Here is a 16824-nt window from a genome sequence, read left to right as displayed (position 1 = left end):
TATACTGATTTTTTAGTTTAATCAAATTTTCAAACTTTGGCACAAATAAAAAAATCTGTGTCAATCTGTTAGATCCGTAATCCCGATAGCTATCGGGAGTGGATTAAAAGTCATCCATTATTATTCCAGCGTAATCGAGGTGCTTCCCATTATTTCCTCTTTGTCGAAGAAGTTGACAAAATAAGTTCCTTTTTTAAAGGCACTTTCATCTGCATTTAAAATCCCGTAAACATTTGCCGCTTTCCCCTGAAAATCTACGGCCACAATAAAACTGTAAACCAAAGCTTTATCGTTTCCAAATTCGATTAATTTATTTTCACCCAGAACTTTATTTTTCTGATCTAAAACCTGAATATAAAAAACTTTCTTTCCCGTTTTTGCAACAGCATTTCCATTAACAGAAAAACTTACTTTCAGCTTTTTAGTATTTTTTGCTTTCTCTGTTTCCAGTTCCTGTCCGGATTTTTTCTCCTTAAGCGCTATTACATTAAAATTACTTGTTACCAGCTTCGAAGCATCTTTTAAGGTCGATTCTAATTTTTTTTGCTTAGAAACCAAAGTGTCATTCTCTGTCTTTTGTTTGTACATCACGACATTCTGACTTTCTATTTCACTCAGTAAATTTTTATTTTGAGATTTTAGTTTTTTAATTTCAACCACTTTAGATTCTAGTGCGGTTTTCATATCCGAAAACTGTTTTCGATATATTTGAATTTGCTTGGCAGAAGGATTTTTAGAAGCTTTGATAATTTCCATCAGGTTTTCGATGTTTTTCTTTTCAAGTTCTAATTGTTGCGACAAAGAAGTTTTCTCTAAAATAGCTACATCATAAGCTAATTTTAAAGTCGTTAAAGAATCTAAAATATTTTTTTGAGAAAGTGATTCAGGACTAGATTCACTAAATTTCTGATCATTTATTTCTTTGTTTTTATTATCAGTCTCATTTGATTCTTTACTAAAAATAAAGACTGTAGCACCTATTCCAAAAACAAAAAACACTGCTAAAAGTGCTTTAACCCACTTATTTTTGTATTGCTTCTTCATAATTACTGCCAATTTTCTGCAAAAGTAATAATAAAAAATTGGCTGCAACACGTATAAATACGCTTTTTTAACACTTAATTGCAACTATTTACAAGCAAACCCTACAAAAATAGCAGCTTTTTAAATTTTCGATAAAAAACGCTAATAAACAAATAAACGACATTAACAATGATATTTGGTTTAGTAATATAACTAATATCTATTTTAACATTTGTTATAATAATGTGAACCGTTATGGAAAAAGGTTTTTAAGTCGTATCTTTGCAGATAATTTCATTTCAACATTGAAAGACAGCACTTTAAAATGTAATAATTTGATTACTGTTTTGAATGCAAATTCGAATGAAAGCAAAAACAAATACCATAAACAATGATAAAAGTTTCTGATACAGCCAAAAAGAAAATCATCGACTTAATGAAAGATGATGGTTTTGATGCTGCACATGACTACGTAAGAGTAGGCGTGAAAAGTGGCGGATGCTCTGGTTTGTCTTATGATTTAAAATTTGACAAAGCCAAAGGCGACGACGATAAAATATTTGTAGACAACGACATAACAATTGCAGTTGAAAAAAAATCATTTCTATATTTAGCCGGAACAATTCTTGAATTTTCAGGCGGATTAAACGGAAAAGGTTTTGTGTTTAACAATCCAAATGCAAGTAGAACTTGTGGTTGCGGGGAATCATTTTCGCTATAAATTAAAGTCAAAAAGCAAAAATTTAAACGCTTAAGATCTTAAATTTTAAGCGTTTTAAAAAACTAAAAAATGTCAAAATACACTGAAGACGATTTAAAAATCGAACTCGAAACTAAAGAATACGAATACGGATTTTATACTGATATAGAATCGGAGACATTTCCTATTGGCTTAAACGAAGATATCGTAAGAGCTATTTCTCTTAAAAAAGAGGAGCCGGAATGGATGACCGAATGGCGCATCGAGGCTTTTCGTGCATGGAAAGAAATGATCGAACCGGAATGGGCAAATGTTCATTATCAAAAACCGGATTTTCAGGCAATTTCATACTATTCAGCTCCAAAACAGGTAGATCCAAACAAAACTTTGGATGATGTAGATCCGGAACTTCTTGAAATGTACAAAAAGTTAGGTATCTCTGTCGATGAACAAAAAATGATGAACAATGTCGCTATGGATATTGTTGTCGATTCTGTTTCTGTGGCGACTACTTTCAAAAAGACATTGGGAGAAAAAGGAATTATTTTCTGTCCGATTTCAGAAGCTATAAAAGAGCATCCGGAATTAGTTCGTAAATATTTAGGAACTGTTGTACCTCAAAAAGACAACTTCTACGCAGCATTAAACTCAGCAGTTTTCTCTGACGGAAGTTTCTGTTATATCCCAAAAGGCGTTCGTTGCCCAATGGAACTTTCAACTTATTTCAGAATCAACCAGGCAGGAACAGGACAATTCGAAAGAACGCTTGTAATTGCTGATGCCGGAAGTTATGTTTCATACCTTGAAGGTTGTACAGCGCCAAGTCGTGACGAAAACCAATTGCACGCTGCTGTAGTTGAATTAATCGCTTTGGATGATGCTGAAATTAAATATTCTACCGTTCAAAACTGGTTTCCTGGAAACAAAGAAGGAAAAGGTGGGGTTTATAATTTCGTAACCAAAAGAGGTTTATGCGAAACAAACGCTAAAATTTCATGGACACAAGTAGAAACAGGTTCTGCTGTAACCTGGAAATATCCTTCTTGTGTACTTAAAGGAGACAATTCGGTTGGTGAATTTTATTCAATCGCCGTTACCAATAATTACCAACAAGCAGATACGGGAACTAAAATGATCCATTTAGGTAAAAACACTAAATCGACTATTATTTCTAAAGGTATTTCGGCTGGTAAATCACAAAACAGTTACCGTGGATTGGTGCAAATTAGCCCAAGAGCTGAAAATGCAAGAAACTTTTCGCAATGTGATTCATTATTAATGGGGAACAATTGCGGGGCGCATACTTTCCCTTATATCGAAAGTAAAAATCCATCGGCTAAAATAGAGCACGAAGCAACTACAAGTAAAATTGGAGAAGATCAGGTTTTTTATTGTAACCAAAGAGGTATCCCGACTGAAAAAGCGATTGCCTTAATTGTAAACGGTTTCAGTAAAGATGTATTGAACAAATTACCAATGGAATTTGCTGTTGAAGCTCAAAAATTATTAGAGATTTCTTTAGAAGGATCTGTAGGTTAATTGTAAGATGGAAGGAAAGAAAGTCATTATTTTAGGTTCATCCAGAAAAAACGGAAATACAACAAAAATTGTAGACGAGATTTCTAAAGAACACGGAATAGAGGTAATTAATTTGAGTGATTTTAACATTTCCTATTATGATTACGAAAGCAAAAACAGAGAAGATGATTTTTTGCCTCTAATAAAAGGTATTATCGAAAATTACGACACTTTAATTTTTGCAACGCCCATATATTGGTACAATATGAGTGGAATCATGAAGGTTTTCTTTGATCGTATTTCGGATTTAATCCGAATTGAGAAAGAAACCGGACGAAAACTTAGAGGAAAGAAAATTGGCGTGATATCAAATTCACACGATAATGAAATCGAAGAAAGTTTTTACATTCCGTTCAAAAAATCAGCCGATTATTTAGGCATGGAATATTTAGGACACGCGCATTTTAATGCTAACATCTTAAACCAAACAACAAAAATAGAATTGACATTTATATAAAATAAAAAAACAATGTTATCAATAAAAAACCTTCACGCCTCAATTGGTGATAAAGAAATCCTAAAAGGAATTAATATAGAAGTTAAAGCTGGCGAAGTACACGCTATCATGGGACCAAACGGTTCTGGAAAAAGTACACTTTCGGCTGTAATTGCCGGAAACGAAAACTACGAAGTTACTGACGGACAAGTTTTCCTTGACGGAGAAGATCTTGCAGATCTTGCTCCTGAAGAAAGAGCACACAAAGGAGTTTTCCTTTCGTTTCAATATCCTGTAGAAATTCCCGGAGTAAGTGTAACAAACTTCATGAAAACTGCCATCAACGAAACTCGTAAAGCAAACGGTCAGGAAGAAATGCCGGCTAACGAAATGCTAAAAGTAATTCGCGAGAAATCTGAATTATTAGAAATCGATCGTAAATTTTTATCTCGTTCTTTAAACGAAGGTTTTTCCGGAGGAGAGAAAAAAAGAAACGAGATTTTTCAAATGGCAATGTTAGAACCAAAATTAGCTATCCTTGACGAAACCGATTCTGGTCTTGATATCGATGCTTTAAGAATTGTGGCTAACGGAGTTAACAAATTAAAAAGCGAGAAAAACGCAATTATCGTAATCACGCACTACCAACGTTTGTTAGATTATATCGTTCCTGATTTCGTTCACGTTTTATACAACGGAAGAATCGTAAAATCAGGAGGAAAAGAACTGGCTTACGAATTGGAAGAAAAAGGATACGACTGGATTAAAGCAGAAAACTAGTTTACAGTTACAGTTTACAGTTTACAAAACTCATAACTTATAACTCATAACTCATAACTACAGAAATGGATTTAAAAGAAAAATTAGTATCGTCTTTTATGGCTTTTGAAGAGCGTGTCGATGTACATTCAGATTTGCATGACATACGCACAAATGCCTTAAAGAACTTTGAAAATAAAGGTTTCCCAACCAAAAAAGAAGAAGCTTGGAAATACACATCGCTAAACGCCATCTTAAAAAATGACTTTACGGTTTTTCCTAAGCAGGAAAATGCAATCGAATTTAATCAGGTAAAAAAATACTTTTTACACGAAATCGACACTTATAAATTAGTGTTTATTGATGGTGTTTTCAGCTCGCATTTGTCTTCTACTACGCATGACGGAATCGATGTTTGCTTGATGTCATCGGCATTGACCAAACCAAAATATAAAATGGTTATTGATAAATACTTCAACCAAATTGCAAGCAAAGACGAAAGCTTGACTTCGTTGAATACTGCTTTTGCAAGTGAAGGCGCTTTTATCAATATTCCGCAAAAGAAAGTTGCTGACAAACCTATCGAAATCATGTATTTCTCGACAGGAAACGAAGCTGCATTGTTGGTTCAGCCTAGAAATTTGATTATTGTGGGAGAGAATTCTCATGTTCAGATTATCGAACGTCATCAGAGTTTGAATGAAAATCCAGTTTTGACCAATTCGGTTACAGAGATTTTCGCTCAAAAACGTGCGATTGTAGATCACTACAAAATTCAAAACGACAATATCGAAGCGAATTTAATTGACAACACTTACGTTTCGCAACAACAAGAAAGTCACGTTTATGTACATACTTTTTCGTTTGGAGGAAATTTAACCCGTAACAATTTGAACTTTTACCACTTTGGTGAAAGATTGACAAGTACGCTAAACGGAATCACCATTATTGGCGAAAAGCAACACGTAGATCATTATACTTTGGTAAACCACGCAACGCCAAATTGCGAAAGTTTCCAGGATTATAAAGGAATTTTCGCTGATCGCTCAACCGGAGTTTTCAACGGAAAAGTGTTGGTAGAAAAAGAAGCTCAAAAAACAAATGCTTTCCAAAAAAGCAACAATATTTTATTGAGCGACAAAGCTACAATCAATGCAAAACCACAATTAGAGATTTTTGCTGATGATGTAAAATGTTCTCACGGTTGTACCGTAGGACAACTTGACGAAACAGCTATGTTCTACATGCAATCTCGTGGAATTCCTAAAAAAGAAGCTAAAGCTTTATTGATGTACGCATTCTCGAATGCTGTTATCGAAAGCATTAAAATACCGGAATTGAAACAAAGAATTACTAAAATCATTGCCATGAAATTAGGTGTGAATTTAGGATTTGATTTGTAGATTTTCTTAACCGCAATCCCGATAGCTATCGGGAGCTATGATTTACGCAAGGTTCGCAAAGTTTTTATATAAGCTTTGCGAACTTTGCGGTTTTATATCCTTGCTCCCGATAGCTATCAGGATTGCGCATCAGTTTTCTTTTCTTACGTAAACCCATGAATCTAGATTATTAAGCTTAGCAATTATTTCATCAGAAAAAAAACATTTTTCTTCTACTTCAGAAAAATTAATATCTGCTAAAACCTCTGCTGTTACATCACTAATATTTTCAAAATCGTCACTACTAGGCTCTCTGTCCAGATAATAAATCACAGTTAGTTTTCGTAATCCTTCAAATCCAACCGCAATAGCTCTAATTTCAGGATATATCATTCCCAATAGTGCTTTTTGAATTGACAATAATACAATTCTTCTTATTTCAAGATATTCCATTAGATTATTTCTTCACACTATCAATTATCCCTTTCAAAAACCCATTAAAATCAAATCCCTGATCTTCTTCTTTTAATCCCATTCTCACGATTACCATATCTAAAGATGGAATAATCGCCACCATTTGTCCTTGATATCCGCTGCAATAAAACATATCACGAGGAACATCCGGAAATTTTCCTCCGGCGTTTAGCCAAAATTGTGCTCCGTATGCTCCTTTAGAAGTATTTGTTGGCGTTGCAGAATATTTTACCCAGCTTTCATCCAGAATTTGTTCTCCTTTCCAATTTCCTTTGTGCAGGTATAACAATCCAAATTTTGACCAATCTCGCGCCGTTGCCCAGGCATATGACGAACCAACAAATGTTCCTGCCATATCTTGCTCAACAATCATCGAATTCATTCCTATTTTATCAATTACGGCACTGTACCAGAAATCAAGATATTCCTGTTGTGTTTTAAACTGACTTTTTAAAATTCCGGATAATAAATTGGTTGTTCCTGACGAATAATTCCAATGTGTGTTGGGCTTAAACTGAGCCGGTTTTTCGCGCTGTACTTTTGCCATATCTCCAGATTGAAAAAGCATTATTGTCGCATCACAAATTTTGCTGTAATTCTCTTCCCATTCTAAACCCGAATTCATATGCAGCAAATCGTTTATAGTAATGATTTTACGCTCGTCATTTTGCCATTCTGCAATTGGCGCAGGTTTGTAAATATCAATTTTTCCTTGTTTGGCCAACACTCCAAAAGCAGAATTGGTAATACTTTTTGTCATCGACCAGCCTAAAATTTTACTATTTTTATTGAAACCCGTATCATATTGTTCCGCAATTAATTTGTCTTTGTATAAAACGACAACGGCGCGTGTTCTTTTTGCTTTTCCTCCGTTTTTATCGAAAGAATCATCAACTGCTTTTTTCAGTTTTGAATAGTCAATATTTGAGAACACCGTATCTTTCGGATCAATACTTCCGTAAGGAAAAGGCAAGGCCTTAGATTTTGCTCTTTTAGGCAATAAATACGGTTTCGAAATATCATAATCATCATCTATTAAAGTGGCTCCTAGACCTTCGCGGTAAATTGCTTTTCTTTCTTTTAAACCATAAACAGAAGATGTTGCAAATTTCCCGGCTTCATCAATTGTATTTGTTGCCAAATCCATTAACTTAATATCATTATCGCCTTTTTCAATCAATTCTTTCGATCGATGATCTAAAAAATGTCCCGAAGCAATACTTTTGGCCGAAAAGCCAGAGATCAATTCAAGCTTTGGATAAGTGGTAAATCCAAAATAAAAAATTACAATCAGTAAAACAAGTGCCAGCAACCTGATGATTTTTTTCATATTCTTAAAAGATATTTTTACTGCAATATAAATAATTTATGCTCACGATTTTAGCATCTAATTTACATTTTGAATTCACATTATTTACAAAACGCAACTTAATTTTACAGAATCAATATTCAAACCTTCGATTGATAGTGCCATAAAAGGAAATTATAGTTTTGATGGATAAACCAATTTAGTTTTAGTACTTTTGTAGATAGAATTTTTCTAAATAAGACATGTTAGACATCCAAAAAATAAGAGCTGATTTTCCGATCCTTTCGGAAAAAGTAAACGGAAAACCATTGGTATATTTCGATAACGGAGCAACCTCACAAAAACCACAAATTGTGATCGATGCGATCGCGACATATTATCAGGAAATAAATGCCAACATTCACCGTGGTGTTCACACACTAAGTCAATTGGCAACTGATGCTTACGAAATTTCAAGAGTAAAAATCCAACATCATATCAATGCTAAGTTTTCTCACGAAGTACTTTTTACTTCAGGAACAACACACGGAATCAATTTAGTAACCAACGGTTTTGCTTCAATTTTAAAACCTGGCGACGAAGTTGTGGTTTCTTCTTTAGAGCATCATAGTAATATTGTGCCTTGGCAAATGTTGTGTGAGAAAACCGGAGCAACGCTAAAAGTTATTCCGATGAATGAAAACGGTGAACTGATTATGGAAGCTTTTGATGCTTTACTTTCAGAAAAAACAAAAGTGGTAACCGTAAATCATATTTCGAACGCATTAGGAATCATCAATCCTATCAAATATATCATCGAAAAAGCACACGCTGTTGGTGCTGCTGTTTTGATCGATGGCGCGCAGGCTGTTCCGCATTTAAAACCGGATGTTCAGGATTTAGATTGTGATTTTTATGCTTTTTCCGGGCACAAAATGTGCGGTCCAACCGGAACCGGGATTTTATACGGAAAAGAAGAATGGCTAAACAAATTGCCTCCTTATCAGGGTGGCGGAGAAATGATCAAAGAAGTTACTTTCGAGAAAACGACTTATGCTGATCTTCCTCATAAATTTGAAGCCGGAACTCCAAATATCGCCGGCGGAATTGTTTTAGGAACCGCTGTTGATTATTTAAACAACATAGGTTTTGAAAATATTCAGAAACAAGAAGAAGCATTATTGGAACATGCTACAAAACGTCTTTTAGAAATTGAAGGTTTAAAAATTTACGGAACAGGAAAAAATAAGGCTTCTGTAGTTTCGTTTAATATAGATGGAATTCATCCTTACGATATTGGTTCTATTATCGATAAATTAGGAATTGCCGTTAGAACCGGACATCATTGTGCACAACCCATCATGAACTTTTTCTGCATTCCCGGAACGATCCGTGCTTCATTTTCTTTCTACAATACAATAGAAGAAATTGATGTAATGGTTGAAGCGGTGAAGAAAGCAAAAACCATGTTAAGCTAAAAAAATTATGCGAATATTATCTTTATTGCTCTTAACGATTTTCATCGGAACAAGTTGCTCAAGCCAAAAAACCAGCGATATGACATCAACACAAATGGAATATTCGGCTGTTTCGAGAGGCCTTTACAAATTGATAGTAGTTCAAAATAAAACAGTTTCTGTTACCAATGGTAAAAACACACAACCAGTAGTAACGAAAATAAGCGATGCTAAATGGAAAGAGATTTTAGCAGAGTTTTCAAAAATTAATTTAGAAAGTATTCCAGCATTAAAAGGACCTACTGAAAAACGTTTTTACGACGGTGCGGCAATTGGAAATTTAAAAATAGTTCAGAATCAGAAGATCTACGAAACGCCAGGTTTCGACAATGGTTATCCTCCAAAGGAAATAGAAAAATTGGTAAATTTGCTGGTAGATTTCACGAAAGAATAATTATGACAATAAAAGAAATACAAAACGAAATAATAGACGAATTCTCGATGTTCGACGATTGGATGCAACGTTATGAGTACATCATCGAATTAGGAAAAAGTCTTCCGTTGATCAAAGAAGAATACAAAACCGAAGAGAATTTAATCAAAGGCTGTCAATCGAAGGTTTGGTTACAAGGTGAACAAAAAGACGATAAAATTGTTTTCACTGCAGACAGTGATGCGATTTTAACCAAAGGAATTATCGCCATTTTAATCCGCGCTTTCTCTAATCAAAAAGCAGAAGATATTATAAAAGCTGATACTGAATTTATTGATGAAATTGGTTTAAAGGAACACTTATCTGCCACCCGCGCAAACGGATTGGTTTCGATGATAAAAAATATCAAAATGTACGCTTTGGCTTTTGATGCTAAAAACAGAAATTAATTAGCCGATTTTTAACCATATAAGTTATATAAGAAATTATAAGCTTGTTGGTTAATTATTAAAAGAGAAAAAAGCGATATTGAACTAAGAGAATATAAGCATAATATTTAAATGAACTTATATAGCTTATATTTTTAATGTAGGTTTTATCTTTCTTTTTTATTTGTTATTATTGCTAAAAAAAGTATAATGACAAAGAAATATTTGACTGATTTAATTTATAAGGTAAATGGCGCGGCAATTGAAGTTCATAAAAATATTGGAGCTGGACTTTTAGAAAATATTTATCATCAGTGTATGATTAAAGAATTATCTCTAAGAGGAATTAATTTTCAATCTGAAATGGTAATTCCGGTTGAGTATAAAGGTCTAGAACTTGAATCAGACTTAAGATGTGATTTATTCATTGAAAATTGCCTGGTTTTGGAATTAAAAGCTGTTGATCATATTATACCAGTCCATATTGCTAAACTGATGTCTTATATGAAACTTTTAAAGTCCCCAATAGGATTAATGATAAATTTTAACGTGACAAATATCTATCACGAAGGACAAAAAACATATGTCAACGAATTATATCGCTGGCTAGAAGATTAAAGGGTTAATAAAAATTAAACCATATAAGTTATATAAGAAATTATAAGCTTGTTGGTCAATATTACACAGAAGAAAAACCATATTGAACTGAGAAAATATAAGCACATTATTTAAATGAACTTATATAACTTATATGGTAGAAAAAAAACAAAAAACAGAAAAATGGAACAAGAAATAGACACAAACGAATTAGGAGAATCAATTGTAAAAGTTTTAAAAAGCATTTACGATCCGGAGATTCCTGTAGATATATATGAATTAGGATTAATTTATGATGTAATGGTAAACACAGATTACGAAGTAAAAATCCTGATGACATTAACATCTCCTAACTGCCCGGTTGCGGAAAGTTTACCAAGAGAAGTAGAAGAAAAAGTAAAAACAATCGAAAACATAAAAGATGTCGATGTTGAGATTACTTTTGATCCGCCTTGGAGTAAAGATTTAATGAGCGAAGAAGCAAAATTAGAATTAGGAATGCTTTAAAAAAGTATACAGTTTACAGTTTCAGTCACAGTTCTCAACTGCGACTGAAACTGTGACTGAAAACTAAAGAAAATGGAAGAAATCATCAATAAAGTTGCCAATAGTGCCTTAGAAGTTTTTGATCTTGAGGATTATTATCCAAAAGGAGCGCGTGTGCAAATTGACATTTCGCAATGGCTTTTAGAAGGTTTTTTATTAAAAGAAAAAGACTTTAGAGAACACTTAAAAAATCACGATTGGTCGCAATATCAAGATCAATATGTGGCTATAAACTGTAGTACAGATGCTATTGTTCCTGCCTGGTCGTCTATTTTGGTAGCGATTCAATTGGCACCTTATGCAAAAAAAGTAGTCAACGGAACTATCGAAGATTTAGACGCAAGTTTGTATGAAGAGATTTTAAGCAAACTTGATTATTCTGAATACAAAAACAAACCGGTAATTGTAAAAGGCTGTTCGAAAAAACCAGTTCCAACGCGTGCTTATATTTTAGCAGCAACTTACCTGCAACCTTTTGCAAGAAGTATTATGTATGGCGAAGCTTGTTCAGCAGTACCTTTATACAAAGAATCTAAGAAATAACTTTCTTTTACGGTCGATAATCCCGAAGCTTTTAACGGTTTTTTAGTATATTTGTTCTTACACATTTAAATTATATACCATGAGAAAGCTAACGTTATTACTTTTTATTTTAGCGAACTTAACTTTTGTTCAAGCCCAAAATTCTGAAAAAGAATTAATCCAAAACACTGAAAAAGCAGTAAAGAAAATAAATGATACTATCGAGGGAGAAGGCTGGAAAGCCAAAGGAACAGTTTCTCTTTTACTAAACCAATCAAGCTTTAATAACTGGATTGCAGGAGGTGAAGACAGCTTTTCGGGAACTCTGGGAATCAACTACGATTTCAATTACAAGAAAGACGATCTTACCTGGGATAATAAAGTTTTAGCTTCTTACGGACTTTTACAAACTAAAAATGCCGACTACGAAAAAAAGACTGATGACCGTCTTGAATTCAACTCAATAGTTGGAAAGAGAGCTTTTGGCGAATGGTACTATTCTTTTTTCCTGAATTTCAGGACTCAGTTTACAACCGGTTATTTGTATGGTAAGGATGAGAACGGAAAGGAAATTAGAACCGAAAATACCAAATTTATGTCTCCGGGTTATCTTACTACTGGTCCCGGTATTTACTGGACAAAAGATGATAATCTAAAAATTAACTTTGCACCTCTTACCTCTAAATTTACTTTTGTAGATGGAGCCTATACATCAGGAATCGATCAGGGAACTGGTTTACCATATGTTAGTGGTGATTATTTTGGTGTAGATGCCAACAAAACCATGCGTTACGAATTAGGTTTTTATGCATCTGTTTATTACAAATTGGCGATCATGACCAATGTAACTGCCGAAAACACTTTGAATTTATATTCTAATTATTTAGAAGATCCACAAAACGTAGATATCAATTACTCTTTGAATATTATCATGAAAGTAAATAAATTTTTATCTGCTAATTTATCCTTCCAGGCCATTTATGATGACAATGCTTTTCAGGGCTTTCAAACCAGAGAAGTATTTGGTTTAGGAGTTAATTTCGGATTTTAGTTTATATAAAATTTTACCGCAAAGAGCGCAAGTTTTTTTTCTGGGTTGAAATAATCGCGCAAAGACGCAAGGACGCAAAGATTATATTATGGATCACTTCTGCTTCTTAGCAAAATTAATCCCTACATTAAGAACATACGCTTAAAAAACTTTGCGACTCTGGTCTTTGCGAGATGAAAACATTTCAGCTTACAAATTAATTGTATAGATAGACATAAGAGCAAGCAAATACTTTTTTATATACGGATTTATAAAAAAAACAAAGTTCGCAAAGCTATATAGATTTAGCTTTGCGAACTTTTCATTTTTGAAGTTACTTTATATATAAAAATCTTAGCGCTCTTTGCGGTAAAATTTTTATTTATTATTCCTCATCTTGTTCTTCTTCTTCTTTCTCGATTGCATCTTTATAATCCGGATACAAAAATTTATTATAAGGAAATCTCGTGATATGTATTTGACGAACTGCTTCGTAAACTATTTCTCTAAATTCCTCAAAATTTTCTTTTTGTGTAGCCGAAATAAACAATGCTTTATTCTGACCAACATTACTCATCCAGGTTTGCTTCCATTCCTCAAGAGTATAATGTCGTCTTGTTTTCTCAGTAATCAAATCATCCTCATCAATTGTCAAATGTTTGTAGGCATCAATTTTATTAAAAACCATAATCGTTGGTTTATCATTACTCTTGATTTCTAACAAAGTTTGATTTACAGATTCTATATGATCTTCAAAATCAGGATGTGAAATGTCTACAACATGCAAAAGTAAATCCGCTTCGCGAACCTCATCCAATGTGCTTTTAAAAGAATCTACCAGTTGAGTCGGCAATTTTCTAATAAAACCTACTGTATCTGACAATAAGAAAGGTAAGTTTTTAATCACTACTTTTCGAACTGTGGTATCAAGGGTTGCGAATAATTTATTTTCAACAAAAACATCACTTTTACCTACTGCATTCATTAATGTCGATTTCCCAACATTGGTATATCCTACGAGAGCCACACGAACCATTGCACCACGATTACTGCGCTGCACGCCCATTTGCTTGTCGATTGTTTTTATTTTTTCTTTTAAGAGCGAAATACGATCACGAACAATACGTCTGTCTGTTTCAATCTCCGTTTCTCCAGGTCCACGCATTCCAATTCCTCCTTTTTGACGCTCAAGGTGAGTCCACATACCAGAAAGTCTAGGCAATAAATACTGACATTGCGCCAACTCTACCTGTGTTCTTGCATACGATGTTTCGGCTCTTTGCGCGAAAATATCCAGAATAAGATGGGTTCTGTCTAAGATTTTACAATCTATAATTTTAGAGATATTCTTTTGTTGTGATGGCGATAATTCATCATCAAAGATTAAAGTCGATATGTCGTTTTCTTTTACAAAAAGATTGATTTCTTCAATTTTCCCTGTTCCAACAAAAGTCTTGGGATTTGGGCGTTCCATTTTTTGCGAAAAGCGTTTAATAACTTCACCTCCTGCGGTAAAGGTCAAAAACTCTAATTCATCAAGATATTCGTTAAGTTTTTCTTCACTTTGATTTTGGGTCACAATACCAACAATGGCAGTTTTCTCAAAATTTATAATTTCTTTTTCTAACATAGCTTTGAATAAGGTGCAAATTTAATGATTTGTAAGGTACTAATGCTTATAGAATTCCGTTTTTAAGTTCTATTTGGGAAATTAGTGATGCTATCAAAAAGCAAACCACCTAAAAATTAAGAATAGACTTAATTTCCAGATGGTTTTTAACTAAATTGAGAAGTTGTATTTATTCGTAAATAAAAGTCTTTTCTGTTTTTACAATTCCGTTTTCTTCAATCTGAGAACAAGAGATTGGATAGTTTAATTTATTGTATTTGAATTTTCTGCTCACACCAACTAAAACTGCTGAAGATGGACTGAAATTCATTTCGTTGTTATAGGATATTGCTTCAAAACTAAACTCTTCTTCGTGATAGGAAATCATCGGTACAATTACTTTATAATTATCACCAAACAAATTTTGAACAATTAATTGATCTACTGATTTTTTATCATCAAAAGTATACGTTTTAGAGATTTTATCTCCCACAAGACCTTTATGTTTAGCAACATTATCATTGATATAAACATATTCAATTTTACCAATTATCGCTTTGTTTCTGTCTCTTGTAGTACGTCGTACAATAATACCGTTTTCTACAATATATTCGTTATCATCAACAATATTCTGGTGATTGGTACTTTTTTTGGTAATTACTTTTACTCTCGCTCCCTCGTAACCAAAAGTTACTGTTTTGGTAATATAGTCGTTACCTTCCTGATATTTTTTAACAAATTTTGTAATGTTATTATCTGCATCATAAGAGTAATTTATTACTTCTTTCCATTCGCTTCCAACTTTGTCTTTTACGGTCTTATCCAACAATCCTTTAGTGTTATAAAAAAAATGCTGAACAACATCTGAAGTTGTAATGGTTTGTATTTTACCGTCTTTAAAAACAACTGTTTTGTTTACAATTTCACCATCTTTCGAATTTTGGTAATTTGTTTTTACAATATTGATTTGTTTTAATCTAACAGGAGCATTTTGATCCTGACTGTGCAACAAGCATGGAAAAACCATCATCATGATGGCGATAAAGTAGGTTTTCATGTAGTATTTGTATTGATTTGGGATGACCAAAATACAAAATTCAATTAAATTTTAACAGTTTAAAACTTAAAAACAACATAGAATTAAATTATCACTTAAAAATCAGCACTTTAATTTCATTTTTAAAAATTGAACGCCTTACTTTTCTCCAAAAATTTTAACATCATCAACCATAAAAGCACCATTCAGCGTTTTGTCTTTTCCTGAACCTATGTATTTGAATGCAATATGAATATTTCCTGAATAAGCAGATAAATCTATTCCGCCGGAACTTATAAATTGTCTTGTTGGCGTTGACAATGAAGGTAAATTTGCCTCTAGTTTTGTCCATTTTGCTTTAGTAATACTGGAACCATCAAAATTAGTTGAGATATAAACTTCTAAAGAATTTAGGGGTGAATCTACTTTAAGGTCATGTTGGGCACTTCTAAAAGATAACACAGCATTTTTATATCCTGACATATTGATCTTTGGTGTAACTAACCATGCAATATTTTCTGCAGCTGTTGTACTGGTGGTATTAAATTCTGCATAACCATTTCCGGCATACAGCATACTTTTCCATATTTTTGACGCTTTTTCAACTATGTTGCTCCAACCCGGCAATGTAAAATTTACATTGTTTTTTACCGATTGAAAATCTTCTGAAAAAAACGGAACGGTTCTTTTTCCGTTCATTACCAAATCTTTTTCTGACCTGATCATCAACTGATAATCTGATCCAAATTTGGTCAAAATTCCTCTTACTTTTCCGCTTCCTTCAGGTACGATATGATCTGCAAAACTAGCATAACTGCTTGTTCTGAAAATAATCTGATTACCTGTTTTATCTCGTAAATTCCAATTGGTTGAACCTCCTACATTATTGGACTCTTCAAAATAATGGCGACCAATTGCTTCTTCGGTAAACTGGACATCCGTTAACTCTACCAAAGTATTGAGTTTATCATCGTTTAGTGCTTCTTCAATAGAAATAGACTTAACCAATAGGCTTTCATCAATTACTGTACACGAAGCATTAAGGACATTTTTATAATCATTTTGCGAAACTCTGCCAATAGTGGGATCACCAGCATTACTTACGTACAGACTTCCTATTCGCAATCCTCCAAAATATAAATCTGTAAACTGGTTTTTGGCTTTTATATACACTTTATTTCCAACTCGAAAATCAATATAAGTGTTCGAAACATCTACAGGAATGCTAAATCCTATTGCAGGTACTTTATCCGTGGCTAATGTTTGAAAAGAAATTGCTTTAAAAAAATTACCTCCTTCATCACTCGATACCACATACGCTTCAATGATATCATTGTAATTGTATTGTTTTGGAACTGAACCTGAAAGATCCTTCACTTTTTGAACCGATTGATTTACTGCTAAATCAGGCTGTGTACATTTTAGTTTTGGAATTTCAACTTCATTATTACAACCATAAAAAAAGAAGACTGACCACGCTAAAAAAGGAATTAAAAATCTATTTTTCATTTCGAATGTGTATTAAA

18 protein-coding genes are annotated in these 16824 nt (G+C 33.3%); 12 read left to right on the top strand and 6 right to left on the bottom strand.

Going from position 1 to position 16824, the window contains the following annotated elements:
• Positions 1-120: 120 nt before the first annotated feature.
• A complete protein-coding gene (locus ACIDC4_RS09655) occupies positions 121-1044 on the bottom strand; it encodes a hypothetical protein (RefSeq protein ID WP_412042708.1) in 924 nt (307 codons plus the stop codon).
• Between the two features lie 370 nt (positions 1045-1414).
• Between ACIDC4_RS09655 and ACIDC4_RS09650 the strand changes: the two genes are divergently transcribed.
• From ACIDC4_RS09650 to sufD, 5 genes are all read left to right on the top strand, one after another.
• Positions 1415-1744 carry a HesB/IscA family protein gene (locus ACIDC4_RS09650; protein WP_065451634.1) on the top strand — a complete coding sequence of 110 codons (330 nt, stop codon included), beginning with the start codon at positions 1415-1417 and terminating at the stop codon, positions 1742-1744.
• A gap of 69 nt (positions 1745-1813) precedes the next feature.
• On the top strand, positions 1814-3262 hold the full coding sequence (gene sufB, locus ACIDC4_RS09645; protein ID WP_230034387.1) for a Fe-S cluster assembly protein SufB: 1449 nt from the start codon (positions 1814-1816) through the stop codon (positions 3260-3262).
• Positions 3263-3269: 7 nt separating this feature from the next.
• Complete coding sequence (locus ACIDC4_RS09640) at positions 3270-3758, top strand: flavodoxin family protein (RefSeq protein WP_065451636.1); 489 nt, start codon at positions 3270-3272, stop codon at positions 3756-3758.
• Between the two features lie 12 nt (positions 3759-3770).
• Positions 3771-4517, top strand: a complete 747-nt coding sequence (gene sufC / locus ACIDC4_RS09635) for a Fe-S cluster assembly ATPase SufC (RefSeq protein ID WP_055097564.1) — start codon at positions 3771-3773, stop codon at positions 4515-4517.
• Positions 4518-4582: 65 nt separating this feature from the next.
• Positions 4583-5899 carry a Fe-S cluster assembly protein SufD gene (sufD, locus tag ACIDC4_RS09630; RefSeq protein ID WP_072964781.1) on the top strand — a complete coding sequence of 439 codons (1317 nt, stop codon included), beginning with the start codon at positions 4583-4585 and terminating at the stop codon, positions 5897-5899.
• 129 nt (positions 5900-6028) lie between these two features.
• Here sufD and ACIDC4_RS09625 read toward each other — a convergent pair whose 3' ends face one another.
• Both ACIDC4_RS09625 and ACIDC4_RS09620 read right to left on the bottom strand, forming a co-directional pair.
• Positions 6029-6331: a MafI2 family immunity protein gene (locus ACIDC4_RS09625; protein ID WP_412042709.1), complete on the bottom strand. Its 303-nt coding sequence runs from the start codon at positions 6329-6331 to the stop codon at positions 6029-6031.
• A 4-nt stretch (positions 6332-6335) separates the two neighbouring features.
• Positions 6336-7682, bottom strand: coding sequence for a serine hydrolase domain-containing protein (locus tag ACIDC4_RS09620; protein WP_412042710.1), 1347 nt, complete (start codon positions 7680-7682; stop codon positions 6336-6338).
• A gap of 221 nt (positions 7683-7903) precedes the next feature.
• On the opposite strand from ACIDC4_RS09620, the gene ACIDC4_RS09615 reads away from it, so the two are divergent.
• From ACIDC4_RS09615 to ACIDC4_RS09585, 7 genes are all read left to right on the top strand, one after another.
• Complete coding sequence (locus ACIDC4_RS09615) at positions 7904-9118, top strand: aminotransferase class V-fold PLP-dependent enzyme (RefSeq protein WP_412042711.1); 1215 nt, start codon at positions 7904-7906, stop codon at positions 9116-9118.
• Between the two features lie 79 nt (positions 9119-9197).
• Positions 9198-9551 carry a hypothetical protein gene (locus ACIDC4_RS09610; protein WP_412042712.1) on the top strand — a complete coding sequence of 118 codons (354 nt, stop codon included), beginning with the start codon at positions 9198-9200 and terminating at the stop codon, positions 9549-9551.
• A 2-nt stretch (positions 9552-9553) separates the two neighbouring features.
• A complete protein-coding gene (locus ACIDC4_RS09605; RefSeq protein ID WP_194615143.1) occupies positions 9554-9979 on the top strand; it encodes a SufE family protein in 426 nt (141 codons plus the stop codon).
• A 189-nt stretch (positions 9980-10168) separates the two neighbouring features.
• A complete protein-coding gene (locus tag ACIDC4_RS09600) occupies positions 10169-10576 on the top strand; it encodes a GxxExxY protein (RefSeq protein ID WP_131422036.1) in 408 nt (135 codons plus the stop codon).
• Between the two features lie 162 nt (positions 10577-10738).
• Positions 10739-11062, top strand: coding sequence for an SUF system Fe-S cluster assembly protein (locus tag ACIDC4_RS09595; protein WP_055097577.1), 324 nt, complete (start codon positions 10739-10741; stop codon positions 11060-11062).
• A gap of 72 nt (positions 11063-11134) precedes the next feature.
• Positions 11135-11644, top strand: coding sequence for a DUF2480 family protein (locus ACIDC4_RS09590; protein ID WP_194615142.1), 510 nt, complete (start codon positions 11135-11137; stop codon positions 11642-11644).
• 79 nt (positions 11645-11723) lie between these two features.
• Positions 11724-12674 (top strand): DUF3078 domain-containing protein, encoded by a 951-nt coding sequence (locus ACIDC4_RS09585; RefSeq protein ID WP_412042713.1) that lies wholly within the window; start codon positions 11724-11726, stop codon positions 12672-12674.
• A gap of 364 nt (positions 12675-13038) precedes the next feature.
• On the opposite strand, the gene hflX is transcribed toward ACIDC4_RS09585, so the two are convergent.
• The 3 genes from hflX to ACIDC4_RS09570 form a co-directional block, all read right to left on the bottom strand.
• Positions 13039-14283, bottom strand: a complete 1245-nt coding sequence (gene hflX, locus ACIDC4_RS09580) for a GTPase HflX (protein ID WP_412042714.1) — start codon at positions 14281-14283, stop codon at positions 13039-13041.
• Between the two features lie 169 nt (positions 14284-14452).
• Positions 14453-15319 (bottom strand): hypothetical protein, encoded by an 867-nt coding sequence (locus ACIDC4_RS09575; RefSeq protein ID WP_412042715.1) that lies wholly within the window; start codon positions 15317-15319, stop codon positions 14453-14455.
• Positions 15320-15457: 138 nt separating this feature from the next.
• A complete protein-coding gene (locus tag ACIDC4_RS09570) occupies positions 15458-16807 on the bottom strand; it encodes a DUF5689 domain-containing protein (RefSeq protein WP_412042716.1) in 1350 nt (449 codons plus the stop codon).
• Between the last annotated feature and the right edge of the window lie 17 nt (positions 16808-16824).

Origin of the sequence: Flavobacterium sp. C3NV (genome assembly GCF_046825355.2) — a bacterium.
Lineage (GTDB): Bacteria > Bacteroidota > Bacteroidia > Flavobacteriales > Flavobacteriaceae > Flavobacterium.
Note: the sequence above shows the minus strand (reverse complement) of the source record. Positions and strands in the feature narration are given on the sequence as shown.

Bases quoted from the DNA above. Each gene is read 5' to 3' on its own strand.
- ACIDC4_RS09655 (WP_412042708.1), bottom strand. From the start codon at position 1,044: ATGAAGAAGCAATACAAAAATAAGTGGGTTAAAGCACTTTTAGCAGTG.
- hflX (WP_412042714.1), bottom strand. From the start codon at position 14,283: ATGTTAGAAAAAGAAATTATAAATTTTGAGAAAACTGCCATTGTTGGT.
- ACIDC4_RS09575 (WP_412042715.1), bottom strand. From the start codon at position 15,319: ATGAAAACCTACTTTATCGCCATCATGATGATGGTTTTTCCATGCTTG.
- ACIDC4_RS09620 (WP_412042710.1), bottom strand. From the start codon at position 7,682: ATGAAAAAAATCATCAGGTTGCTGGCACTTGTTTTACTGATTGTAATT.
- sufD (WP_072964781.1), top strand. From the start codon at position 4,583: ATGGATTTAAAAGAAAAATTAGTATCGTCTTTTATGGCTTTTGAAGAG.
- ACIDC4_RS09640 (WP_065451636.1), top strand. From the start codon at position 3,270: ATGGAAGGAAAGAAAGTCATTATTTTAGGTTCATCCAGAAAAAACGGA.
- ACIDC4_RS09610 (WP_412042712.1), top strand. From the start codon at position 9,198: ATGACATCAACACAAATGGAATATTCGGCTGTTTCGAGAGGCCTTTAC.
- ACIDC4_RS09570 (WP_412042716.1), bottom strand. From the start codon at position 16,807: ATGAAAAATAGATTTTTAATTCCTTTTTTAGCGTGGTCAGTCTTCTTT.
- ACIDC4_RS09650 (WP_065451634.1), top strand. From the start codon at position 1,415: ATGATAAAAGTTTCTGATACAGCCAAAAAGAAAATCATCGACTTAATG.
- sufC (WP_055097564.1), top strand. From the start codon at position 3,771: ATGTTATCAATAAAAAACCTTCACGCCTCAATTGGTGATAAAGAAATC.
- ACIDC4_RS09615 (WP_412042711.1), top strand. From the start codon at position 7,904: ATGTTAGACATCCAAAAAATAAGAGCTGATTTTCCGATCCTTTCGGAA.
- ACIDC4_RS09605 (WP_194615143.1), top strand. From the start codon at position 9,554: ATGACAATAAAAGAAATACAAAACGAAATAATAGACGAATTCTCGATG.
- ACIDC4_RS09585 (WP_412042713.1), top strand. From the start codon at position 11,724: ATGAGAAAGCTAACGTTATTACTTTTTATTTTAGCGAACTTAACTTTT.
- ACIDC4_RS09625 (WP_412042709.1), bottom strand. From the start codon at position 6,331: ATGGAATATCTTGAAATAAGAAGAATTGTATTATTGTCAATTCAAAAA.
- ACIDC4_RS09590 (WP_194615142.1), top strand. From the start codon at position 11,135: ATGGAAGAAATCATCAATAAAGTTGCCAATAGTGCCTTAGAAGTTTTT.
- ACIDC4_RS09595 (WP_055097577.1), top strand. From the start codon at position 10,739: ATGGAACAAGAAATAGACACAAACGAATTAGGAGAATCAATTGTAAAA.
- ACIDC4_RS09600 (WP_131422036.1), top strand. From the start codon at position 10,169: ATGACAAAGAAATATTTGACTGATTTAATTTATAAGGTAAATGGCGCG.
- sufB (WP_230034387.1), top strand. From the start codon at position 1,814: ATGTCAAAATACACTGAAGACGATTTAAAAATCGAACTCGAAACTAAA.